We start from the raw sequence: 23,201 nt of genomic DNA on the forward strand, positions 1-23,201 counted from the left end.
CCTTTGCTACAACTTTACTCTATTCATGTTTTAACCATTCTGATGGACATTCAGTTTTTTCTCCTTCCTCATTAATGAGATACAACGTCAACACACCGCCGAAATAATCAAAATAAGAAAGTTCCAGTTTATGTTTACCTGCAGCAAGTGCCACCTGCGCGCTACGTTCTGCAGGAGAATGTAACCCATCATTCTCTATCAACACCTGATCATCCAATTTCAAGATACTACCATCATCCGAAAGCAGTGAGAATGTATAAACACCGTCTGACGGAACCTCCAGATAGCCATTATATACCATAGCCAAATTACCGGTTTTTCCTTCCGGATAAGCAATGCGTTCACTCACATAAGTCTTAATCAGCTTAGAAGAAGCGATGTCGGCACATTTATTACCAGAAAAATCATACAAAGCCACATTCAAACCAGGTTTTAAATTCTCTGTAACCTTCAACGCCGGACGAACAGCTTCTTTCACAAAACTGGCTGTATATAATTTATCGAATGTACCATCCGGACGGAAAGCCCTGAATTTGAATTCAGTATCCTTTGTTACGGTAACAGGAGTGGTATACAATGCTGATTCACTGGAAGGATCAGTTCCATCCATTGTATAGCGAATCTCCACCTGCGGCATGATACAGTCGACTTTAAACTCTCCTTTATCAACAAATACATTACGATCATAAAAACCTGTCAAATCAGGAATCCGATAATTCACACTCAGCTTGTCAAGGCGTTTCAGCTGATTCATTACTCGCTGTTCGAAAGTTTTATAATCATTCAATCTGGATTTCTCACACCAGGCAATCTCACTCACCGCCATCATACGCGGAAAAACCATATACTCCATCCGTTCCATGGTCGGAATCCATTCTGTCCAGACATTACACTGTACTCCCCACACGAGTGATTTCTGTGTATCCGACAGTCCAGAAGGCACCACATCCATGTCATATATTTTCTTCAAGAAATCAGATTTTTGCTCATAATCAAAATACAAATGAGAATTCGGGCAGATTATCGTTTTCATACCAGCAGCTGTAGCTTTATGAACCGCATCCGTGCACCAGCTTCTCCACCAGGAAATCACACTTTTATCTGACAAACCGTCTTCTACCACTTCATCCCAGCCAACGAGCCGTTTCCCGTTTTGCAAGAAAAAGGCTTCCATCTCCCTGACAAACCATGCCTGTAAAGCTTCAGGAGTAGCCAGCCCCTCAGATTTCATTCTTTTCTGGCAATCTTTGCATTTATTCCAGTTGGTTTTATCTACCTCGTCTCCCCCCAAATGCACGTATTCATAAGGAAACATTTGAAAAACTTCACGCCAGATATTTTTGCAAAATTCCAGTGTAGAATCCTTTCCCACACATATCGGTGAAGAGAATACTTGCCCCCAGCCAATAAGTCCGTCGCAAGCAATATCAGGGTATTGCTGTATAGCAGCTAAGAAATGTCCCGGCATATCAATTTCTGGAATTACGTCAATTCCCCTTTCCGCCGCATAATTTACCACTTCCTTGATTTCATCTTGAGTATAGAAACCTCCATAAATAGTATCACCTTCAATGACAGATGTTTTGTCTGTCGGTATAGCATAATCCGGATTATGCATCGATTTCTCTAATTGCATGCATGTACGGTCCTGGTCATTATATTTTCTCCAGGCTCCTTTTTCTGTCAATAGAGGATATTTTTTGATTTCAATTCTCCATCCCTGATCATCCGTCAGATGCCAATGAAATTTATTAAACTTATAAAGGGACATCAGATCCAGCAGTTTCATTACTTCTTTCTTAGAATAAAAATGCCGGGAAACATCTAAATGCATCCCTCTCCACTGATAGTGAGGATAGTCAGTTATTTCTACATTAGGAATAGACAAACCCGACTCTGCTTCTATCGGCAAAAGCTGACGTATGGTAGAAATACCAGCCACAATACCCGAATAATCTGAGGCCTCAAGAAGAAGTCTATCATTATTTACTGAAAGATGATACCCCCCCTCTTTCATTCCTTCAATCATTCGCAATACAATGGAAGCTGATAGCTCTTCATGACTCTCCACCAAATCTATTTCCAAAGAATTTTGCAAAAGCGTATGAGCTGGAGCTAAATTCTTATCATTAATATATAATGACATTCCAGATTTAAAAGTGAACAGTCCATCGCTCTTTATTATTTCTACCGGAGAAGGGATTATATCTTTCTCTGTAGATAAATTCTTTTGAGCACACGATATCAAAGCAGATACACTAATTGCTAATAAAAAAGACTGAAGAGATATTTTCATATTATTAAATTTTGGGTTGCTTACGCTAAGTGTCAGAATCCATCATGCATGATTCTTTCTTATGATGCAAAGAAACGAAAAACAAGCCCGTTCAATGTCCCGCTTACTGCCAAAAAAGAGAGAAGTTTTAAAATGTCATAAAAATATCATGATAACCAACTTGTCCTCTTTTACACAACTGATAGTCAATTAAATAAAAAAATAATGTCTCAAAAGAGCACATTACAATACTCTTTTGAGACAGATATAAAATCAAAGAAATGACAGAATTATTTCTATTTTCTATCATTTGTCTCATCACCCAATGAAGGTGTATTCCTAAAATCTTTCGGAGTACAACCAAATTTCTTGATAAATTCTTTGTAAAAATAAGAGCGACTATTAATTCCAATCATAGAAATAATTTCCAATATAGATAAACTGGTATTCTTTAATAAGTCAGCAGCCTTTTCAAGTCGACACAATTTTATGAATTCATTAGGAGAGATATCGGCTGTCATTTCATTAAACTTACGATAGAATTGACGAGTACTCAAATTCAATTCAGACGCAATAAATGGAATTCCTAATTCTTCATTATCCAAATTATTTTCCACTATCGCTACAAATTTCTCCAACACATCCATCTGTTCCACACTATGTATCGTAAACCGTACACCATAATACATCACCTCCTGAGACGTCTCTTCGATATCCACTTTAGAATCATCTATATGACCCTTTCCCACAAAAACATCAACCGGATTAAAAGAAGGGAAAAAATGTAATATAGTTCCGACAAGAAGGAATAGTAAAATAACTAGTCCTATATATAACAAAGGAGATTTATACCAGGGCGTAGTAATATAAATAGGAATCATCAATATCTTCTCATTATTTTCATTTATATCTCTCTTATAACGCACCTTAAACATATATTTACCAGGAGGAACACTCGAATAGGTTACATCATTTGTCTTACTAAATATCGACCAATCCGCGTCATATCCTTCCAACATATAGGAATATTCAATATTCTCTCCCCCGACAAAATCAGGTACAATAAAATTAAATCTGAAAAATACCTTTTCACCATCTATTTCCCATCCATTCCGACCATCTTCCTCATAATTTGGTGAGAAAGCTCTTTTATTCTCTATCCAAAAATCGCGTAGAACTATATTTTGAAATGGACTATAAACAGCCGTAGAATTATCAGACAGATACAACAATCCGTTTACCCCACCAAAGAAAAGTCGTCCGCTATAAGGACATTTATAATATGCACCATCACTAAACTCTTCAATATGTATGCCATTCCCGTAAAAAGTATGAATTCTTCCATTCATAGGATTGTATTTATTCAATCCTTTGTTACTACTCATCCAAAGAAAACCATTCTTATCAGGTAAGATTCCATGAATCATATCATTCGAAAGGCCATGTTCCTGTCCGATATAGCTTATTGCCCGTACACTGTCTTCCTCATATTTCATAGAAACAACTCCTGTAGAAGTACCTATATAGAACTTATTCTCATCATATTGACAGAAGGACAAGACATCATCTACCGGACGATTTAACTTCTGTTGAAATGAAATAAGCTTATACGTGTTATCTTTTATATTATATCTGACAAGCCCTTTGCCTCTATCACCTAACCACAATACAGAATCACCCTGATTAGCCATGGAAAAGAAGACAAGATACACATCATTGTTATCCTTAGAAATTATTTTTTCTTCTTGGTCGGTTATTAAAATCCGATTTCCTTTAAAATCCACTTTCAGGCGGACAAGTCCAAGCATATTGACCGAAACCCATAACGTAGAAGCATCTTCCTCATATACTCCTTTTATTTCTACAGTATTACCTTTCGTATCGAAACCTTCCACCTCAATCATTCTTGATTTCTCAAATGAATAGAAATAAAGTAAGTTCGCATTGGTTCCCCCAATCCACATTCCATCATGAAACTGACTTTCATGAATCGAAAATACACGATTATCATTTTCCCATGGCAGATAATCAGACAAGGCCTGACGGGAACTACCAGAATACAATTCCACCGCCTCCTTTTTACCCCAATTTTTTTCATATTCAGGTATATGTATCAGTCCATCCCCTTTTGTACCAAACCACAATCCTCCATAGCGGTCAGTAGCAATACTTCTTACCTGACGCTTCAGTAAAGGAGACAAACGTGTCAGCTCCAGAGTCTGAGCTATTGAATTATTTTTTGTCAACATTAAGACACCCTGTCCGTCTGTGCCTACCCAGGCTATATCATTATACCGATCTTTAGTCATCGAAAAAATCCGAACACTACGGTCTATCACCTCTTCCCTATATTCTTTTGAAGAATTCAAGGATACAAGTCCGTTCAGATGAAAAGCAATAATGACATCTTCCTGCAAAGAAGTTATATTTTCAATTTTCCCGTACTGCTGCATCAAATCGGATATATTCCTGATATATACCTTGGTCTTAGCCGCGACATCATAAAGATAAAGGTTATTCTCTGCATCAATAAAACTAAATGAATCGTTTTGTACGAAATAGCGATTTACAGAAACATTGTGCAACTTAATCAGTTCTTTTTCCAATTCTATCTTTATTGACTTTTGAACTGAGAAAGAAGGAATCTTAAAGCATACCACATCTGAAGAGCCTGCATACAATAACCATATCTCACCTGAATCTGTAACCAATGCCTGCGTACACTTTTCAGCATCAGGTATGATATTTCCCAAAGAAACAAACCTCTTTAAAGTTGTATTAAAATACAATAATTCGGAGCCGTTTACAACCCAAGAATCACCTTTTGCATTAGAATACACTACATAATTTTCCGAATCAGTATATATTTCTTCTATTTCCCTTTTTACCAAGGAAAAACGAGCTACTCCCAAGAACGTTTTCACCCATAGGCACTGATTATCAGCCTGACAAATTTTGTGGATAATATTGCTTTTAAAAGTAAAATCCTCATTATAAGGGCTTTTCGAGCGAAACACACTCATGGTCTTACTATCATAACAATTCAAGCCATCGTATGTTCCGAACCACATAAGCCCCCATCAGAGTCTTGAAAAATAGTCAATACGGCACTATTAGAAAGTCCATTTGTTGAAGTTATATTGTTTATCAAGTATTTATCATTGACACTAGCCTTGATATGTACAATTGCAAACAGAAAAAATAAAAATATGAATAGTTTCAGCTTCATCGGGAAAATAGCATACATTAATCTTAAATATATACAATATTATACTATTTGGACGAAAAAACAAAGAAATAAACAAAAAAATCGAATAAAGACTCCCCTATCACTTTATAATCAGTAACACTATCAGCCTGTCCTGTGATATTATTTAGCCATCGTTCTATTAAAAATAAAAACATGCTTTCCTAGACTTACCCTTTACTATCTTAAAACAAATAATTACTTTTGCCACAAATCTTTGATAGTTTGCAGAAAGCCCCCTTTCCAAAGACTAAAAGTCAAAAACCTTATTTCTATCATACAAGAATCATGAAATCATTTATACTCGTGCTATTAACAGAATGCCTATCCATTTTATTCGCCCATGCACAAGTAATGGACAGCATTCCCTTTGAATTAGGAAAAGATAATCGTGTATACATACATTGCCGTGTAAATGATAGTGACACACTACGCTTTTTATTCGATACGGGAGCAACGGACATGGTACTCAATCCCAATTCCCTCCGAAGTAATTTCTCAATCAGCTGGAATGAACAAATCATTAACCAAGGAGCTACTGGAAGTAATTCTGTACTTTCCAGTTCTTCCAACACCTTTACCATAGGAAAAACCTCCATCAAAGCACTTCGTTTCTTACGTATTTCCTACCCTGCCGATTCATGGGACGGAGTTGTAGGGTTAAGTTTCATATCCCGTTATCCCATACGTATTGATTATTCAACCCGTCAAATTTATCTATACGAGAAAGAATCATTCACTCCTCCCAGTCCTTCCATCCGGTTGAAGGTAGAATATGAACTAGGAGTCCCTGTCGTTCCATTACAAGTGCGCATCAACGGGAAAGACTACCAAGTACGGGCAGAAATCGACATGGGATCAGACCGCGTATTTGATTTAAATACCCCCTTCGTCCGCCAACACGACCTAGAAAAGTCACAAACCCCGTTTGCCATTTCAGAAATTACCAGTTCGGATGCTAATCAAGGAAAATTATACAATGTATATTTCGATGAGGTAAAACTTGGCAATCTCTCTCTCCCATGTATTCCAGGAGCCTTTTCAACTCTTACAACTGGGGTACAAGCCAGTGACAAAATGGATGGGGTTCTTGGAAACAATTTTTTGCAACGCTTCCATCTCACATTAAATCTGCAAGAAGGATATATTTACTTACAGCCCAATAATCTTTTATACAAACCGTTCTATGATTTCTTAATCTATTAATGTTTTTATTCCTGTAAACAGCAATTACTCGTAAAAAGAAAAACAGCCGTGAATTAAAACGGAAAGACAAAACAACATTCTATATCCTCCTTATCAGAGCCCTATGTTTCCGATAGCAGAACTCTACGTTTTCCATGACAGAAACATAGGTTTTTGCCATGGAAAACATCAACTATAAAGAAAGCCTTACTACTTAATTCAAAGGGATTTTATAAAAGCTTGTTTCTATGGTAAAACACCCAAGACAAGCATACAATTCCAAAGACAGCGTAGGTGCAGCACCCACATAACCGTCACTACCGAAGAAAAAGACTGAGAGCAACATTTTATAAAGCAGCAGATAAAGAGTTTTTTTGTACCTTTGCAAAACCAACTTTCTTCACATGAAAAAATTATCTATTTTATTCACATTGATGGCCTGCTGCCTGATGGCATGCAGCGGCGGTCAGAAAAAGACAACCGATATGGAAACAGGAAACGAAACACTTGTACGTCTGGAAACGACCATGGGAAACATCACGGTCAAACTGTATAATGAAACTCCCAAGCATAGGGACAATTTTATCAAACTGGCGAAAGAGGGTACTTACGACAGTACGCTCTTCCACCGCGTAATCAAGAATTTCATGATTCAGGCAGGCGACCCGCAGAGCAAGACTGCTACCGATACCACTACATTGGGTAACGGAGATGTAGGTTACACACTGCCGGCTGAATTCAACCCGAAATTCTTCCACAAGAAAGGTGCGCTGGCTGCTGCCCGCTTGGGTGACGAAGTAAACCCGAACAAGGAATCTTCAGGCTGTCAGTTCTACATTGTAACTGGACGCAAATTCTCTGAAGCACAGATGATCAGCATGGAGAACCAGTTGAATGAGGCACGTTTGGAAACAGTGTTCAACGAACTGGCCCGCAAGCACATGAAAGAAATCTACAAGATGCGCAAAGCCGGCGACAACGACGGTCTGCTGGAATTGCAGGACAGCCTGGAAGCACAGGCACGTGGCATCGTAGCCAAGGAACCGGCTCTGAAATTCAGCCGTGAACAGATTGCAGCTTATACTACCGTAGGAGGTGCACCTCATCTGGACGGAGCGTATACTGTATTTGGAGAGGTGACAGAAGGTATGGACGTCATCGACAAGATTCAGGCTGTAAAGACCAACCGTGCCGACCGTCCGGAAACAGACGTACGCATTTTGAAAGCAACCGTGATTGAATAATCTGATTTCCGCATGATTCAAGTAAACCGTTATACACTGGCTAACGGGCTGCGGATTGTACACAATGAGGACGACTCCACACAAATGGTCGCCCTCAACTTGTTGTACGACGTGGGAGCCCGCGATGAAGACCCGTCGCACACGGGATTTGCCCATCTGTTCGAGCACCTGATGTTCGGAGGCTCCCTTCATATCCCCGATTATGATACTCCCGTACAGAATGCCGGAGGGGAAAACAATGCCTGGACCAACAACGACATTACCAACTATTACATCACCCTGCCGCACCAGAACGTAGAAACGGGATTCTGGCTGGAAAGCGACCGCATGCTCAGCCTGGATTTCAGTCCGAAAAGTCTGGAAGTGCAGCGCCAGGTGGTGATTGAGGAGTTCAAGCAGCGAAACCTGAACCAGCCCTACGGGGATGCATCGCACCTGTTGCGTGAACTGGCATACGAATCGCATCCATACCGCTGGCCGACTATCGGAAAGGAAATTGCACACATCGCTCAGGCTACACTGGAGGAAGTGAAAGACTTTTTCTACCGTTTTTATGCACCGAACAATGCCATCCTGGCCGTGACGGGACATATCTCGTTCGAAGAAACCATCCGGCTGGCAGAGAAATGGTTCGGGCCGATTCCAGCACGGAACATTTCTCCCCGGCAGCTTCCGGCTGAAAAGCCCCAGACGGCTGTACGCCGCAAGACGGTGGAACGGAAGGTACCAGTAGATGCCATCTACATGGCTTTCCACATGTCCAACCGCATGCATCCGGATTATTACGTGTACGACATGATTACCGACATTCTGTCGAACGGTCGTTCTTCACGGTTCATCCAGTCGCTGGTGCAGGAACAGAAGTTGTTTACTTCCATCGATGCCTATATTTCAGGCAGTCTGGATGAAGGGCTGCTTCATGTTACCGGTAAACCGGTAGAAGGTGTTTCTCTGGAACAGGCAGAAGAGGCCATCTGGAAGGAACTAGAGAAAATGAAGACCGTACCAGTGAGCGAACAGGAACTGGAAAAGGTAAAGAACCGCTACGAAAGCGAACAGATTTTCAACAACATCAACTACCTGAACGTGGCAACTAATCTGGCTTTCTTTGAACTGACAGGAAAAGCAGAAGACATCAACGAGGAGGTAGGAAAATACCGTGCCGTAACTGCCGAACAGATTCAGGCGACTTCGGCCCGTTGCTTCGTTCCCGAAAATTGCAGCATACTCTACTATAAGGCTATTTCATGAGACATTCAAATTACCGTGCACTCCTCTGGCTGGGCATTCCCATTGTCATCGGACAGATTGGAGTCATCATCTTAGGCTTTGCCGACACATTGATGATTGGGCATCACAGTACGCATGAACTGGCGGCAGCCAGCTTTGTGAACAACATGTTCAATTTAGCGATTATTTTCAGTACGGGTTTCAGTTACGGACTAACCCCTATCGTGGGCAGCCTGTTCGGACAAAACCGTTGTGAAGAAGTCGGGCGTACCCTGAAAAACAGTCTGGCAGCCAATACGCTGCTGGCCGCAATCGTGTGTCTAGTCATGGCAGTACTTTATTGGAACATCGATAAATTAGGGCAGCCGGAAGAACTGCTTCCCACCATGCGACCGTATTACCTCGTGTTGCTGGCTTCGCTTCCTTTTGTACTGTGGTTCAACGGCTTCAAGCAATTTACCGACGGAATTACCGACACACGTATCTCCATGTGGATTCTGTTAGGGGGTAACGTGCTGAACATCATAGGAAACTACCTTTTGATTTACGGAAAGGCCGGATTTCCGGAGTTAGGATTGTTGGGAGCCGGAATTGCCACCCTGACTTCACGCATCCTGATGGTTATCACCTACCTGATTCTCTTTTTCGGAACCTCACGTTATGCCACCTTCCGAAAAGGATTTGCACAGGGCAGCCTCAACAAGTCCGATTTCGGCTTGCTGAATAAGTTAGGATGGCCCATCGCCGGACAAATGGGAATGGAAACGGCCTCTTTCAGCCTCAGTGCTATCATGGTGGGCTGGCTGGGAAGTACCGCACTTGCCTCGTATCAAATCATGATGGCAGTGTCGCAGGTCTGCTTCATGATGTACTATGGTATGGGCTCGGCCGTATCGGTACGCATCAGCTACTTTTTCGGACAGAACGACCTGAACAATGTACGACACACGGCCAAAAGCGGATTCCACATCATTCTGGCCATGATTGTCATTACAGGTATTCCTATCTTCCTGCTCCGCCACTACATCGGCGGCTGGTTTACCAACGACGAAGCCGTCAGTCTGATGGTGGCACAACTGATTATCCCCTTCCTGCTGTATCAGTTTGGTGACGGATTGCAAATCAATTTTGCCAACGCGCTGCGAGGTATTGCCGACGTACGTCCCATGATGCTGTTCTCGTTCATCGCCTATTTCCTGATTTCCTTGCCTGCAGGCTATCTCTTCGGATTTGTCTGTGGCTGGGAAGCCATCGGTATCTGGGCAGCCTTTCCTTTCGGACTTACCAGTGCCGGAATCATGTATTACCTGCGATTCAGATATAAAACGAAATCTATCCGCTAAACCATGTTCTCCACTTCTTTCAAAATCGTTATCGGCTACATATTGCTGGTGGGGCTTCTGATAGGAGCTTTCACCTATACCATGCAGCAGATGAACCTGCTGACTACTCCTACCAGCCTGAGAGACCAGCTCGACCACCGGCGCCACATCACTCACCGCATCATCAGCCAGCTGTATGACGCGGAAATCATCGGGCAGACTCTCCGCACCGGAAAGCTGAACGAGTATTATCACTACCTGAAAGCGATGAAAGAAGTGAACGCTTCGATTGATACACTGGAAACGATTCTGACGGACACCCTGCAGCAAGCCCGTCTGGACACCGTAAGAACTTTGTTACAGAACAAGCAATGGAACATGTATGCGGTGCTGGAAGCCATGCGGAATACGCCGACCGACCAGATCTATCAGGAACAGCTCGACAGCCTGATAGCTCAACAGGATTCTTTGCTCAGTACGCCGCACATACGCAGAAAAGTCATTACGCACCATAACTCCTACACTATCCATCACAAGAAGAAAGGATTCTTCAAGAGACTGGCTGACGTATTCGCACCAGGAAAAGAAGATTCCACCCAGGTGAGCAACGTAATTCAGGAAGAATACACGGATACACTGGATGAAGTATACAGCCCGATTGATACCATCAGCAGTATGATTACAGGTATTCAGCACAAGGTATTCCAGACCCGTCAGAAGGAAACCGAGATGCTGAACACTCGCATCAGCAGCCTGCGCGTCATTGGAAGCGGGCTGAGCCAGCGTGTCAACCAGTTACTGGAAAACATTGAGCACGATGAACAGGAAGCCGCCCGCACCAAACTGATGCAGGAGGAAGAGATACGGAAAGAGGCCGCGGAAACCATGGCCAAGATTGCCATTGCCGCCTTTGTACTGGTACTAGTATTCTCCATTGTCATTGCACGCGACATCACCCGTAACAACCATTACCGGCGGGAACTGGAAAAAGCGAAGTCGTATGCCGAGAACTTGCTGGTTGCCCGTGAAAAGTTGATGCTGACCATCACCCATGATATCAAGGCCCCCGCCGGCTCCATTATCGGCTACATCGACCTGCTCATCCGCCTGGTAAACGACCGGCGACAGCAGTTTTATTTGTCGAACATGAAAAGTTCTGCACAGCACTTACTGGCACTTGTCACTTCCCTGCTGGATTACCACCGCCTGGAAGCAGGTAAGATGGACTTGCATCCGGTAGCCTTCAATCCTCATGAGCTACTGACAGATATTTATAACAGTTTCCTGCCCTTAGCAGAAAAGAAGCAACTGCAACTGGATTTCAAGGAAAAACTTCCGGAAGCTCTCACCCTGGAAGGTGACCCATTCCGCATACGCCAGATTGTGGAAAATCTGCTATCGAATGCCCTGAAATTTACTGCCGCAGGAGGTATTACCCTACAGGCAGAATACCACGGCAATCAGTTCGTGTTCAGCGTATCCGATACCGGATGCGGCATGACAGCCAGTGAACAGGAACGCATATTCAAAGAATTCACCCGCCTGAGCAGTGCACAAGGACAAGAAGGATTCGGACTGGGATTGTCCATCACCCGCAAGCTGGTAGAACTTCTGTTAGGAAGAATAGACATCGAAAGTGCTCCCGGAAAAGGTAGTACGTTCAAGGTATCCATGCCTTTACCTTCCATTTCACCCAAACCAGCTCCCGGCTCAAAGGAACCGGCCCTTACTCTTCCTAAAATCCATCTGAGAATTGCCATCATCGATGACGACCGGATACAAATGCATTTGACGGAAGCCATGCTACATAATGCCGCAGAAGAAGTGAAAGGCTTCAAAGTAGAAACGGTATGCTGCGAACAGCCGGAAGAGCTTATCGAACAACTCAAGAACCGTACGTTCGATCTGGTATTCACGGACATTCAGATGCCTGCCATGAACGGCTTTGAACTGCTTCATCACCTTCGTAACCAGAATTTTGCCCAGGCCCAGTCCATTCCGGTCATTGCCATCACAGCCCGAGGGGATATGAATGAGAATGATTTTCAGCAAAAAGGATTTGCCGGTATGTTGCAGAAACCTTTTAACCAGTCGGAACTGAAGAAGGTAGTAAAAAATGCACTGAACCACCTCACCGTATCGGACAATATTCCTGACACCTTGCCGGTTCAAAAGGACACACACGAAACTTCGCCACACACAGATCAGCCTTATAACTTTTCTCCGCTGACGGCTTTCTCGGAGGATGACCCGGAAGCTGCCAAAGAGATTCTGCGCACCTTTGCACAGGAAACACAAAAAAATATGGAAAAGTTACAAACTGCCATCAGCAACAAAGATATGGAAGCCCTGTGTGCCACCGCCCACAAAATGCTGCCTACCTTCCTGATGATTGAAGCACAAAAGGCCATTCCCTTATTGAAATGGCTGGAGCAACAACGCGGCACACAGAGCTATACCCCGGAAGCAGAACAAGCGGCAGAAACCGTTATTGCAGAAACAAAGCAGGTGCTCGCATGCAAAATATTAAAAGACATAGAAAGGGTATCGTAAAAAATAGTATCTTTGTAAAATCAATTAAACAAAAAATCACATGGTTCCGTCTATTTTAATCGTTGAGGATGATTTGACTTTTTCTACCATGCTAAAAACATGGCTGGGGAAAAAAGGGTTCGAAGTGGAGACTGCAAGTACGCAGGCCAAGGCACGTAAGCAGATTGGCACCCGCGACTTCGACCTTATCTTGTCTGATTTACGTCTTCCCGACCAGGACGGACTAAGCCTGTTGTCATGGCTTCGTGAGCAGGGCAATCAGGTGCCCTTCATCATCATGACCAGCTATGCGGAAATTCAAAGTGCCGTACGCGCCATGAAGGAAGGAGCCACTGATTATATTTCGAAACCGGTACAACCTGACGAATTACTGAAAAAAATCAAAGAGGCTATTCATCAGGAGAAAACTCCTGCAGAAAGCGGAAAAGAAAAAAACGCTGCACAAACAGCTCATGGTTTTTTGGAAGGAGAAAGTGAAGAGGCTCGAAAATTATACAACTACGTAGGACTGGTAGCTCCTACACAAATGTCAGTACTGATTAACGGAGCCAGTGGAACCGGAAAAGAATATGTGGCCCACCGCATTCACCAGTTGAGCAAACGTTCGGAAAAGCCCTTCATCGCCATTGACTGCGGTTCTATACCTAAGGATCTGGCGGCTTCTGAATTCTTTGGTCATGTGAAAGGTTCGTTTACCGGTGCCTTGAATGATAAAGCCGGTGCATTTGAAGAGGCCAATGGAGGTACATTATTTTTGGATGAAATCGGGAACCTCAGCTACGAAGTGCAGGTACAATTGTTACGTGCATTGCAGGAACGACGTATCCGCCGAATTGGTTCTACCAAAGAAATCGAAGTAGATGTCCGTCTTATCAGCGCCACGAATGAAAACCTGAAAGAGGCCATTGCAAAAGGAAATTTTCGTGAAGATTTATATCATCGTATCAATGAGTTTACGCTACAGATGCCTTCCTTGAAAGAGCGTCCGGAAGACATTTTGCTGTTTGCCAACTTCTTTCTGGACCAGGCCAACCATGAGCTGGAACGTACATTGATAGGATTCGATGCAGAAGCCAGTGAAGCGATGCAGAAATATCCATGGCCGGGTAACCTGCGCCAGCTGAAGAATGTGGTCAAACGGGCTACCTTGCTGGCTCAAGGTGAATTTATCACGGCTAAAGATTTAGGAGAAGAAATAAACGAACGGAAAACGGTATGCGAAAATCCGGAAATGGAAGAAACTTTCGCCCTGCATGATGAAGAAACCGAAAAACACCGGATTTTAAAAGCGTTGCAACAAACCGGAAATAATAAAACCAAAGCTGCTACATTATTGGGAATTGACCGGAAAACTTTATACAACAAATTAAAGCTCTATCAAATTCCACAATAAACGTGTGGAAAATTTCCACACGTTCCACAATTATTCCACAGCGTTCTGTATAAAAATCCCTTCTACAAGGCTTTCTACGAGTTTGGCACGGGTTTTGTTTGTTTACTTATAGATAAACAAAGACAATGAACAACCAAAACAAACTAGGCTAAACCCAACCCCATAGAATAAAGTTCAGAGATTGTTTACCTCATTTAATTGAATTCTCAATTATTTTACAATCTCAGATAAAATGAAGATGCCTATGTGTTAAAAGAAGGGGACGCTGTGAAGCGTTTCCTTCTTATTTTTTATTCCATACCGAAACCATTCCACAGATTGCCTGCAGGAAGAGGAGCTACCAAATCTATCGGTTCTTTGGACACCGGATGAATAAAGCGTACCCTACGGGCATGCAAGCAGATACTTCCATCTGGGTTAGAACGCGGAAAACCGTATTTCAAATCACCTTTAATTGGACATCCCATCTTCGCCAGCTGACAGCGTATCTGATGATGGCGTCCGGTCTTCAAATCTACTTCCAGCAGATAATAGTTTTCTGAACGACCAATCAAACGATAGTTCAGTACAGCCTTCTTGGAATTTTTCACTTCCTTATCGTAGGCATACGACTTATTCTGCTTTTCGTTTCTGACCAGATAGTGCACCAGTTCTCCTTCCGTTTCCTTAGGCTGTTGCTTTACAATAGCCCAATACGTTTTCTTTACTTCGCCATTACGGAACATCTCGTTCAGACGGCTCAATGCCTTGCTGGTCTTGGCAAATACCACCAGTCCGCTTACCGGACGGTCCAGTCGGTGAGTAACTCCCAAAAACACGTTTCCCGGTTTGGCATATTTCTCTTTCAGATATTGCTTCACGGTTTCCGACAAGGGAATATCGCCGGTCTTATCGCCCTGTACTATTTCTGAAGCAGTCTTGTTGACTACTATGATGTGATTATCTTCGTAAACTACTGTCATACACAAAAAAATGAAGAACAGAGAATACTGAAGAAAACTCTCCCCTATTCCCCATTCTTCACTCTATACTAACATTATTACATTACATGTTCATACCACCGTCAACCTGGATGACCTGTCCTGATACGTATGAAGACATGTCAGAAGCCAGGAACAGAGCGATGTTAGCTACATCTTCCGGTGTACCGCCACGACGCAAAGGAATACGTTTGTTCCATTCAGCCTTCACTTCGTCAGATAACTTAGCAGTCATTTCTGTAATGATGAAGCCCGGAGCAATGGCATTGGCACGGATACCGCGAGAACCCAATTCCTGTGCGATAGACTTAGCCAAACCAATCATACCAGCCTTAGAAGCTGAATAGTTGCACTGTCCTGCATTACCGTGTACACCTACTACTGAAGCCATATTGATAATGCTTCCCTGTTTCTGACGCATCATAATCGGTGTACATGCATGGATGAAGTTGAAAGCAGATTTCAAGTTGACTGCAATCACAGCATCCCACTGTCCTTCGCTCATACGCATCATCAGACCGTCTTTTGTGATACCTGCATTGTTCACCAGGATATCAACAGAACCAAAGTCATTATGAATCTGTTCTACCACCTTTGCAGTATCTTCAAAGCTTGCGGCATTTGAAGCATATCCTTTTACTTTTACGCCATAAGCAGCAATTTCCTTTTCTGTATTCTGGCCGTTTTCATCAATAACCAAATCCGTAAAGGCAATGTTTGCTCCTTCTGCAGCAAACTTCAATGCAATGGCCTTACCAATACCACGTGCAGCACCGGTAACAATAGCCGTCTTTCCAGTTAATAATCCCATTTTCTTTATTTTTTAATTAAACGATATGATTATTTTCTTTTTTCTTGCACCCTAATGCGCCATACACAATCTTGGCCACATAGCGCCAGCCCGTTTCATCGTCCAGCTCTTCGCCTATCTGACCGCGAATATAGGGCACTTCAATACCTTTTATACAATAATGCAAAATATCAGCTGTAATCTCCACATTGTCTATATCGAAAAGGTTCAGTTCCTTTCCCTCATGCAGTACGCGACGAAACAACGCTGTCTCCTTCCGGTCGAACTCCTTTCGCATGGCTTCTACCCTCCAAATATCCCGAAAGAAATCGGCTCTCAACGTTCCATTACGATATACCACCATTTTTATCGCATCCAGATGGGTCATAATCAGTTCCAGAATTTTCTTATCCGGAGATACCGGCTTGCTTGCCGCTTTCTCCATCTGAGTGGAAAGCATCTCCAGTTCCGACTCAACCACAGCCATGTAAATCTGTTCCTTACTCTTAAAGTAAGTGTACAAGGTCCGTCTTCCTTTCTTTGAAGCTTGGGCAATGTCATTCATCGTGGTATCTTCCACCCCCTTCTTCGCAAAAAGTTGTCGGGCAACGTCTACCAATTTGGCTCTCGTCTTTAATACTGTCATCTTTCCTTATTGCACAACTGATAAAAATCTGAGCAAAAGTACTGTTTTTCTTCATACTACACAAATATAAGGTGTCAAATTCATCTGAAAAAGCCCCTTACCTCTCTTTAGATTCTTCAATTATATGACTTAAAGCCTTTATTATTCTAAACAAAAGCAAACCTTTCTATATTTTTCGCATAAACATTTGTTTATATGGATTTATCTCCGTACCTTTGCACCGCATTTGAGAAATAAACATCGCGGAGTGGAGCAGTTGGTAGCTCGTTGGGCTCATAACCCAAAGGTCGTCTGTTCGAGTCAGGCCTCCGCAACTACAAATGAAACATCGCGGAGTGGAGCAGTTGGTAGCTCGTTGGGCTCATAACCCAAAGGTCGTCTGTTCGAGTCAGGCCTCCGCAACTAGGAGAGAAACTTCAGGTTTCTCTTTTTTTATGCCATAATATACCCTAAAAAGGGTATTGCCTCCCCTCTCTTTTCCTCCTACCTTTGCCCAAAAGAAAAAATAAAGCAATTATGGCACAGGTAAAAAAACAACTTACAGAACTTATCGGACATACTCCCCTACTAGAACTTGAACGTTTAGAAAAGGCCCATAATGCCCAAGCACGTATTATCGCCAAGTTAGAGTACTTCAATCCCGGCGGCAGCGTAAAAGACCGCATTGCATTGGCTATGATTGAAGATGCAGAAAAAAGAGGCCTTTTGAAAGAAGGAGCCACCATCATTGAGCCCACCAGTGGAAATACCGGTGTAGGCCTGGCATGGGTAGCCAGCGTAAAAGGCTACAAAACCATACTCACCATGCCGGAAACCATGAGTATAGAACGGCAAAACCTGCTGAAAGCGTTGGGAGCCCAACTTGTCCTCACCCCAGGAAGCAAAGGAATGAGCGGAGCCATTGAAAAAGCCAACGAGCTGCGAGACAATACTCCTGGAGCAGTCATCCTGCAACAGTTTGAGAATCCCGCAAATCCTCGCACACATGTACATACCACCGCACAGGAAATATGGGAAGACATGGACGGAAAAGTAGATGTATTCATCGCCGGAGTAGGCACAGGAGGAACATTAAGCGGAGTAGGCGAAGGCTTGAAACAGCATAATCCACAAATTGAGATTATCGGTGTAGAACCGGATTCATCGGCCGTTCTCTCAGGCGAGAAACCCGGTATGCACAAGATACAAGGTATCGGTGCCGGATTTATCCCCAAAACATTCAACCGCAATGTAGTAGATAGAATCATCCGCGTAACCGACGATGATGCCATCCGTACAGGAAGAGAACTTTCTCTAAAAGAGGGACTATTAACGGGCATTTCCGCGGGAGCAGCCACCTATGCTGCCCTGCAAGTAGCCTCACAACCGGAGTATGCCGGAAAGAATATCGTAGTACTGCTTCCTGACACCGGCGAACGATATTTATCCACAGCACTATTCGCCTTTGAAGAATACCCTCTTTAACAAAATCAGATACAATATTCTACCGTATTGACAATTCCCGCACGGAGCGCATAACGAATCGCTTCGTGCGCATTGTTTACTTCCAGCTTCCGGAAAATATTCTTACGATGGGTCGCCACCGTATATATACTCAGAAAACGCTCCGCTGCAATCTCTTTTGTACTCTTCCCCAGCGCCATAGCACGTAGAATCTCTTTCTCCGTCTGCGTCAGTGGGGCCATTCTATTTTGCTCCTTTTCTTCCTCACGAAGCAGATCCTTCGCCTTACCACAAACAAATTGACACCCTCCATTCACATCACGCAGACATTGATTCACCTCCGCCAGCGGCGCATCCTTCATCAACACATGAAATGACGAGCCCGCAAGCAGCATTCTACGCACAAAATCTCGTCCCAGCTGATCACTAAACAATACAAAGTCAGCCTTCGGAAAACGCTCATGCAATACCAGCAGCTGTTCCACCGAACAATCAAGCAAGGTATAATCCAGCACCACACATGCTTCAGGATACTCAGCCAACGATTCCGCCAAGGACTTCCAATCCAAAGCTTCCACATAAGCACATACCGGATACAATCCGGCAGCAATAGCCTTCATACCATAACGAGTCACATCTTGGTTATCTGCCAGAATTAATGTTTGCATATAAGAAAGATATTAAAAAAAGAAAGCTCCGCAAAATTGCGAAGCTTGAAGTGGGCGTTGACGGATTCGAACCGCCGACCCTCTGCTTGTAAGGCAGAAAAGTCTGGCACATAACTAATTATCTCACAAACAATTATCAGAGCAAGCTGCTTTTGTTATAAACTATTTCAAATTAGACTTCTGTTTTAACAACTCTATCTCATGGTTCAAAAGAGCGATTTCCTGCTCCTGAGCACTGCATTTTCGCAATGCTTCCCGTAGCTGTTGCCGAAAGGAAGCTATCAGTTCATCCTTGTCGTTCATGCTGTTCTATGCTAATTAATCTAAATGGTATTTTCCCGGTCATAAAACGCGTATGCAAATCGACTTCAATCCAATAGCGAGCACGGTTTTCAATATTATTATTAGAAGACATAAAATCGATTTCAAATATTCCTTTATCTTTTGCTTCATATCTGACAATATACTTCTCTATACTGGAGTTTTTCTCAAAATCACTCATTCCGTCTTGTCCCCATATAAAAATACGATCCGTTAAAGGAGACATTATATTTGTTATTAAATAGGGAAATTCTATCTCAGTATGCGGAATAGTCAAAATTGGGTTATTACAATGGATACCCAAATTGCCAATATGAATATATCGCTTACATAAATGGAGAAGTTTTTTTCCATCTAAGCCAAATTTTTTGCTACCGTCTTTATAAGTCTGTTCATGAACCAAAAAAGAAGCTATAACTGTGTGTGGTCTATATTTCCTTACACTGCTAATAGCATCTAATTTTTCAACATCTGGCGGATAAATTATTGTTGGTACACCACATATTCTATCCATCATCATTGGATAAGGATCACGTTTAGCATAACTATCAGTTATGGGAATACTAAGTTCTCGTCCCAAATAACCTTTTCCAGCACCTATTTCAATAGCAGATTTGTCTGAAATAAGCTCATCTAAGAAAGCACAAAGTTCTTCTGTCGGAAGAACGTATATATCTTTCTTTTTCATCATCAACTGGATTTGATTACGTGTGTATTGCCGATAAAAAGCAAACGGATGAATAATCAAATCATCCTTATCAAAACATTTATCTACAAAATCACAAATATCCTCCACATACATAGCACAAGACTGCTTTTGAGGATCCAAAGGCTGAAGCTTTCTTGTTACTCCCTTATGTATTCTATAGTGAATATCCATTTTTACTTATATTTTATTGAAAAAAAGGTATGGATAATTTAGTTTATTGTTTAATAAGACACAGATTGATTTCACAGCTAGTTAAAGTACAATATGTATATTATGATATTGATACCGTTATAGGGAAATAAATCAAGCTAAATTCCTTTCATAAAAAGGTTTTCCCACACGATTTATATGCTCACCAATAGGAGTACCTATATTCTTATTGTAATCAACCACATCAACCTTATATAACAAACCCAAATCCTCTATCTGGATATTGATATCCATTAGCTGATTAAAGGTAAGCCCATCCCCTACCGCAGCCAAGTCAATATCCGATCCCTCGGAATACGTACCCTTGGCACGGGAACCGAAAATAAGCACCTTTTCTATATTGGGATAACGCCGGAACACACCGCAGATATCCGTTATTACCGTATCGCTTAATCCGTACATATCAAAACAATGTATTCATTTCAAGCCGTAACTTTTCTTCATTGAGTTTATCGTCCAATCGCTGCAACAAATGGGAATACTCATCATATATATTACGGACGATTTCAATGGCATCACCTTCATTGTAAGTGTGTGAAGTGGTTACTCTGGCTTTCGCCATTCTACGCCAACCGTCGTGGTCGGCAATCAAGCCATCCTCGAAAGCCTTCTGAAGCGTACCGTTCGGACCTTGCACAAATTCATAGCCTTTGTACTTTAATAAGTCTTGAAGAACCTTCCAGCCAAGTTCGAAAGTATATTCAAACCGCTGTATCAACCCTTCCATTTCCAATTCAGACAAATCATCCGCTTTCTTATCAGATTCTGTTATATCCTGAATACGCTTATTAGCGCGATGAAAGCTGTCGTATCTTTGAAGCCAACGTATATCTTGTTCCATATTAATTAAGATATTTCAGTACCCAGTTTATTTGGTTAAGCAATTCAAGTTTAACTCAATACCCGAAAGAGCTATCTCTGTCTGATATTTCTTTTTTAATTGTTCTTTCATGTCATCCATGTATTTTGGATTACCACCAGCAACAAGCTGTTCAAATTCGTAGGATTTTCCTATCTCATTAACAAGAACCTCTTTTGCTTTTTCTACATTTCCACATGAATACCATTTATAAAATTCAGTCTTAAAATCACAAGACGGTATTGTCATTTTTTCTTTTATCTCATTAACATCTTTGACTAAAAGCAAAAACTTGACAATAATTATAATCAATATTACCAACTGGATAATACCAGCCAACAAAGATATAACTCCAATAATTTCCATAACTTTAAATCATTATTTATTCATTAATACATTAATCAATCTCTCTTTCTCTTGAAGAAGTTTATCTTTCGCATCGATAACTTCTTTCAAATGCTTTATCTCAACCAATGCACTTTCAAGTTTTTCTTTATAATCCAAGTTTAAAGAATCCACATTGTTATTCTGACCTAAAACGATACTATTATTTCCTGTATTAGATTGATTGTTATTTACTGAATTATCAAAGAAAATAGTTATTGGAACATTAAAAATAGCAGCAAGCTCACGAAGCAATGAGGTGTTAACATCTTCTTTATCAAGCATATCATATACAGCTTGTTTTGTCTTACCCAATCGTTTTGCCAAATCTGCAACTTCAATATTTTGTTTAAGCATTAACTCTTTGATTACCAACCCAATTTTCATACATTTAAAGTTTTTATTTAATCATATTCATTGTTTTCTTGAAAAATATTTCAAGTTTTTCTTGTTTATATTTCAAGAAAACATTTAATTTGCACCATAAAGTTAGTGCAAAAGTGCAATAACAGCAAAATAAAGTTGGAATAAAAACAGCAAAATAGATTATTCACTCTAAAAAAGACAAGATATGGGACAATTTAGTTGGTTTACACAAGACACCAATCATCGCATTGTAAATGGCGAGAATTACAAAGTCGTAATGACTGATGATAAAGGACACAAGTATGTAGAACAATGCTATGAAGGCTATGGGGAATTCGGAGGCAAAGACTACTACGAACTTCTTGCAGAAATGAACGGCTTAGGTTCAGATAGAGCCAAGGGAATCGAACTTGCTTTTGAAAATTCCCCTAACGGCAGAAATCCAAATATCAAGCATCCATCAATAACTGAGAATGGAGAGTATTTCGGAGGTAAAGCACCCGAATCAGACCCCGACCAAGGCTTTCCTGATATTGACGAAGATGAAGAATGGGAAGATGAAGAATGATATGAACAACAGCACAGATATTTCATAAGAAATTAGTCGATAACAAAAAGTAGATAATCAATCTCGGCCGGGCTTGACCACCTTGCGGGGAACTCAGAAATAATATCAGGTATATGGAAAATCAATTAGAAATTATTAAATCCAATCTCCCTTATGGCTATGAGGGGAGCATTGCAAAAGAAGCAGGATGTTCAAAAGGCACAGTACATAATATCCTAAACAACAAGCCTGCATCTGCCCGTTCATCTTATAAGGCTAAAGTTCTCACAATAGCAACCAGAATGGCTAAAGAAGCCTTGGAAGCCTCAAAAGGAGTTTCTAAAGCGGCAGCCGAATTAGAAACATTGCAAAATGGAACTACAAGCGAACAATGAATTAACCAAGCGTGAAAATCAGATCGCCGGACTTGCCTTTTGCGGACTCGCAAAGAAAGAAATGGCAGACAGGCTTCACGTGGCTTACGGGACTATCAACGTATTGCTCGACAAAGCATACAAAAAGACCGGAACCAGCAAATTAAATGAACTGGGGTCATGGTGGGCCAATAGAGTATTTACTCTAAACATAGATTTTCAACAGCTACAAAAGACGATTATAGCTCTTTGCTTCTTGGGAATAACAATATTCCAATTTTCAGTAGATAATCATCACGATTATTACTACCGAACAAGAAGAGGAAGAACGCAAAGATACAAGACCGAAGAAATATCTCAACCTAATTATAAACAGGCAGCATAGCATAGAGTTGCAATGTGTTTCAGATAGTGAAGAAAGCTCGTAACCAATAATTAACCAACCAAAGAAACAG

At 41.6% G+C, this 23,201-nt stretch carries 21 protein-coding genes and 2 tRNA genes; 12 read left to right on the plus strand and 11 right to left on the minus strand.

What is annotated here, in order from left to right:
• Window positions 1–19 precede the first annotated feature (19 nt).
• Entirely contained in the window at window positions 20–2,296 is a 2,277-nt protein-coding gene (locus tag BACPLE_RS00665) for a family 20 glycosylhydrolase (protein WP_007557922.1), read from the minus strand.
• 275 nt (window positions 2,297–2,571) lie between these two features.
• Window positions 2,572–5,346: a ligand-binding sensor domain-containing protein gene (locus BACPLE_RS00670; protein WP_050792043.1), complete on the minus strand. Its 2,775-nt coding sequence runs from the start codon at window positions 5,344–5,346 to the stop codon at window positions 2,572–2,574.
• Between the two features lie 464 nt (window positions 5,347–5,810).
• On the opposite strand from BACPLE_RS00670, the gene BACPLE_RS00675 reads away from it, so the two are divergent.
• The 6 genes from BACPLE_RS00675 to BACPLE_RS00700 all read left to right on the plus strand — a co-directional run bounded on the left by BACPLE_RS00675 (window position 5,811) and on the right by BACPLE_RS00700 (window position 14,449).
• Entirely contained in the window at window positions 5,811–6,728 is a 918-nt protein-coding gene (locus tag BACPLE_RS00675) for an aspartyl protease family protein (RefSeq protein WP_007557928.1), read from the plus strand.
• Between the two features lie 383 nt (window positions 6,729–7,111).
• Window positions 7,112–7,951, plus strand: a complete 840-nt coding sequence (locus BACPLE_RS00680; RefSeq protein WP_040312289.1) for a peptidylprolyl isomerase — start codon at window positions 7,112–7,114, stop codon at window positions 7,949–7,951.
• Between the two features lie 12 nt (window positions 7,952–7,963).
• A complete protein-coding gene (locus BACPLE_RS00685; RefSeq protein WP_007557934.1) occupies window positions 7,964–9,202 on the plus strand; it encodes a M16 family metallopeptidase in 1,239 nt (412 codons plus the stop codon).
• On the plus strand, window positions 9,199–10,524 hold the full coding sequence (locus BACPLE_RS00690; protein ID WP_007557936.1) for an MATE family efflux transporter: 1,326 nt from the start codon (window positions 9,199–9,201) through the stop codon (window positions 10,522–10,524). The genes BACPLE_RS00685 and BACPLE_RS00690 overlap by 4 nt, the downstream gene beginning before the upstream one ends.
• Window positions 10,525–10,527: 3 nt before the next feature.
• Complete coding sequence (locus BACPLE_RS00695; RefSeq protein ID WP_007557938.1) at window positions 10,528–13,056, plus strand: hybrid sensor histidine kinase/response regulator; 2,529 nt, start codon at window positions 10,528–10,530, stop codon at window positions 13,054–13,056.
• Window positions 13,057–13,096: 40 nt separating this feature from the next.
• Window positions 13,097–14,449: a sigma-54-dependent transcriptional regulator gene (locus BACPLE_RS00700; RefSeq protein WP_007557939.1), complete on the plus strand. Its 1,353-nt coding sequence runs from the start codon at window positions 13,097–13,099 to the stop codon at window positions 14,447–14,449.
• Between the two features lie 290 nt (window positions 14,450–14,739).
• Here the strand turns inward: BACPLE_RS00700 and BACPLE_RS00705 are convergent, their stop codons facing one another.
• The 3 genes from BACPLE_RS00705 to BACPLE_RS00715 all read right to left on the minus strand — a co-directional run bounded on the left by BACPLE_RS00705 (window position 14,740) and on the right by BACPLE_RS00715 (window position 16,865).
• On the minus strand, window positions 14,740–15,411 hold the full coding sequence (locus BACPLE_RS00705; RefSeq protein WP_007557940.1) for an RluA family pseudouridine synthase: 672 nt from the start codon (window positions 15,409–15,411) through the stop codon (window positions 14,740–14,742).
• 82 nt (window positions 15,412–15,493) lie between these two features.
• Window positions 15,494–16,240, minus strand: coding sequence for a 3-oxoacyl-[acyl-carrier-protein] reductase (gene fabG / locus BACPLE_RS00710; RefSeq protein WP_007557941.1), 747 nt, complete (start codon window positions 16,238–16,240; stop codon window positions 15,494–15,496).
• Between the two features lie 16 nt (window positions 16,241–16,256).
• Window positions 16,257–16,865: a TetR/AcrR family transcriptional regulator gene (locus tag BACPLE_RS00715; RefSeq protein ID WP_007557942.1), complete on the minus strand. Its 609-nt coding sequence runs from the start codon at window positions 16,863–16,865 to the stop codon at window positions 16,257–16,259.
• A 241-nt stretch (window positions 16,866–17,106) separates the two neighbouring features.
• On the opposite strand from BACPLE_RS00715, the gene BACPLE_RS00720 reads away from it, so the two are divergent.
• The 3 genes from BACPLE_RS00720 (at window position 17,107) to cysK (ending at window position 18,329) form a co-directional block, all read left to right on the plus strand.
• Window positions 17,107–17,179: transfer RNA gene (locus BACPLE_RS00720), tRNA-Met, on the plus strand.
• A gap of 15 nt (window positions 17,180–17,194) precedes the next feature.
• Window positions 17,195–17,267: transfer RNA gene (locus BACPLE_RS00725), tRNA-Met, on the plus strand.
• A gap of 114 nt (window positions 17,268–17,381) precedes the next feature.
• Window positions 17,382–18,329, plus strand: a complete 948-nt coding sequence (gene cysK, locus BACPLE_RS00730; RefSeq protein ID WP_007557943.1) for a cysteine synthase A — start codon at window positions 17,382–17,384, stop codon at window positions 18,327–18,329.
• A 5-nt stretch (window positions 18,330–18,334) separates the two neighbouring features.
• On the opposite strand, the gene BACPLE_RS00735 is transcribed toward cysK, so the two are convergent.
• The 6 genes from BACPLE_RS00735 to BACPLE_RS00760 form a co-directional block, all read right to left on the minus strand.
• Window positions 18,335–18,976, minus strand: a complete 642-nt coding sequence (locus BACPLE_RS00735; RefSeq protein ID WP_007557944.1) for a helix-turn-helix transcriptional regulator — start codon at window positions 18,974–18,976, stop codon at window positions 18,335–18,337.
• A gap of 286 nt (window positions 18,977–19,262) precedes the next feature.
• Window positions 19,263–20,177, minus strand: a complete 915-nt coding sequence (locus BACPLE_RS00740) for a hypothetical protein (RefSeq protein WP_007557947.1) — start codon at window positions 20,175–20,177, stop codon at window positions 19,263–19,265.
• 132 nt (window positions 20,178–20,309) lie between these two features.
• Window positions 20,310–20,618: a nucleotidyltransferase domain-containing protein gene (locus BACPLE_RS00745; RefSeq protein ID WP_007557948.1), complete on the minus strand. Its 309-nt coding sequence runs from the start codon at window positions 20,616–20,618 to the stop codon at window positions 20,310–20,312.
• 1 nt (window position 20,619) lies between these two features.
• Window positions 20,620–21,057, minus strand: a complete 438-nt coding sequence (locus tag BACPLE_RS00750) for an HI0074 family nucleotidyltransferase substrate-binding subunit (protein ID WP_007557949.1) — start codon at window positions 21,055–21,057, stop codon at window positions 20,620–20,622.
• 27 nt (window positions 21,058–21,084) lie between these two features.
• On the minus strand, window positions 21,085–21,441 hold the full coding sequence (locus BACPLE_RS00755; RefSeq protein ID WP_007557950.1) for a hypothetical protein: 357 nt from the start codon (window positions 21,439–21,441) through the stop codon (window positions 21,085–21,087).
• 12 nt (window positions 21,442–21,453) lie between these two features.
• Window positions 21,454–21,846, minus strand: coding sequence for a helix-turn-helix domain-containing protein (locus BACPLE_RS00760; protein WP_007557951.1), 393 nt, complete (start codon window positions 21,844–21,846; stop codon window positions 21,454–21,456).
• Between the two features lie 184 nt (window positions 21,847–22,030).
• On the opposite strand from BACPLE_RS00760, the gene BACPLE_RS00765 reads away from it, so the two are divergent.
• From BACPLE_RS00765 to BACPLE_RS00775, 3 genes are all read left to right on the plus strand, one after another.
• On the plus strand, window positions 22,031–22,393 hold the full coding sequence (locus BACPLE_RS00765) for a hypothetical protein (RefSeq protein WP_007557952.1): 363 nt from the start codon (window positions 22,031–22,033) through the stop codon (window positions 22,391–22,393).
• Window positions 22,394–22,506: 113 nt separating this feature from the next.
• Window positions 22,507–22,767 carry a helix-turn-helix domain-containing protein gene (locus tag BACPLE_RS00770; protein WP_007557953.1) on the plus strand — a complete coding sequence of 87 codons (261 nt, stop codon included), beginning with the start codon at window positions 22,507–22,509 and terminating at the stop codon, window positions 22,765–22,767.
• Window positions 22,745–23,131, plus strand: coding sequence for a helix-turn-helix transcriptional regulator (locus tag BACPLE_RS00775; RefSeq protein ID WP_007557955.1), 387 nt, complete (start codon window positions 22,745–22,747; stop codon window positions 23,129–23,131). Before BACPLE_RS00770 ends, BACPLE_RS00775 begins: the two co-directional genes overlap by 23 nt.
• Window positions 23,132–23,201 lie beyond the last annotated feature (70 nt).

Source organism: Phocaeicola plebeius DSM 17135 (assembly GCF_000187895.1).
In the GTDB taxonomy this organism is placed as follows: Bacteria; Bacteroidota; Bacteroidia; order Bacteroidales; family Bacteroidaceae; genus Phocaeicola; species Phocaeicola plebeius.

Bases quoted from the DNA above. Each gene is read 5' to 3' on its own strand.
- BACPLE_RS00740 (WP_007557947.1), bottom strand. From the start codon at position 20,177: ATGGATATTCACTATAGAATACATAAGGGAGTAACAAGAAAGCTTCAG.
- BACPLE_RS00670 (WP_050792043.1), bottom strand. From the start codon at position 5,346: ATGTGGTTCGGAACATACGATGGCTTGAATTGTTATGATAGTAAGACC.
- BACPLE_RS00675 (WP_007557928.1), top strand. From the start codon at position 5,811: ATGAAATCATTTATACTCGTGCTATTAACAGAATGCCTATCCATTTTA.
- BACPLE_RS00735 (WP_007557944.1), bottom strand. From the start codon at position 18,976: ATGCAAACATTAATTCTGGCAGATAACCAAGATGTGACTCGTTATGGT.
- BACPLE_RS00750 (WP_007557949.1), bottom strand. From the start codon at position 21,057: ATGGAACAAGATATACGTTGGCTTCAAAGATACGACAGCTTTCATCGC.
- BACPLE_RS00695 (WP_007557938.1), top strand. From the start codon at position 10,528: ATGTTCTCCACTTCTTTCAAAATCGTTATCGGCTACATATTGCTGGTG.
- BACPLE_RS00755 (WP_007557950.1), bottom strand. From the start codon at position 21,441: ATGGAAATTATTGGAGTTATATCTTTGTTGGCTGGTATTATCCAGTTG.
- cysK (WP_007557943.1), top strand. From the start codon at position 17,382: ATGGCACAGGTAAAAAAACAACTTACAGAACTTATCGGACATACTCCC.
- BACPLE_RS00745 (WP_007557948.1), bottom strand. From the start codon at position 20,618: ATGTACGGATTAAGCGATACGGTAATAACGGATATCTGCGGTGTGTTC.
- BACPLE_RS00775 (WP_007557955.1), top strand. From the start codon at position 22,745: ATGGAACTACAAGCGAACAATGAATTAACCAAGCGTGAAAATCAGATC.
- BACPLE_RS00765 (WP_007557952.1), top strand. From the start codon at position 22,031: ATGGGACAATTTAGTTGGTTTACACAAGACACCAATCATCGCATTGTA.
- BACPLE_RS00700 (WP_007557939.1), top strand. From the start codon at position 13,097: ATGGTTCCGTCTATTTTAATCGTTGAGGATGATTTGACTTTTTCTACC.
- BACPLE_RS00665 (WP_007557922.1), bottom strand. From the start codon at position 2,296: ATGAAAATATCTCTTCAGTCTTTTTTATTAGCAATTAGTGTATCTGCT.
- BACPLE_RS00690 (WP_007557936.1), top strand. From the start codon at position 9,199: ATGAGACATTCAAATTACCGTGCACTCCTCTGGCTGGGCATTCCCATT.
- BACPLE_RS00705 (WP_007557940.1), bottom strand. From the start codon at position 15,411: ATGACAGTAGTTTACGAAGATAATCACATCATAGTAGTCAACAAGACT.
- BACPLE_RS00770 (WP_007557953.1), top strand. From the start codon at position 22,507: ATGGAAAATCAATTAGAAATTATTAAATCCAATCTCCCTTATGGCTAT.
- BACPLE_RS00760 (WP_007557951.1), bottom strand. From the start codon at position 21,846: ATGAAAATTGGGTTGGTAATCAAAGAGTTAATGCTTAAACAAAATATT.
- BACPLE_RS00680 (WP_040312289.1), top strand. From the start codon at position 7,112: ATGAAAAAATTATCTATTTTATTCACATTGATGGCCTGCTGCCTGATG.
- fabG (WP_007557941.1), bottom strand. From the start codon at position 16,240: ATGGGATTATTAACTGGAAAGACGGCTATTGTTACCGGTGCTGCACGT.
- BACPLE_RS00715 (WP_007557942.1), bottom strand. From the start codon at position 16,865: ATGACAGTATTAAAGACGAGAGCCAAATTGGTAGACGTTGCCCGACAA.
- BACPLE_RS00685 (WP_007557934.1), top strand. From the start codon at position 7,964: ATGATTCAAGTAAACCGTTATACACTGGCTAACGGGCTGCGGATTGTA.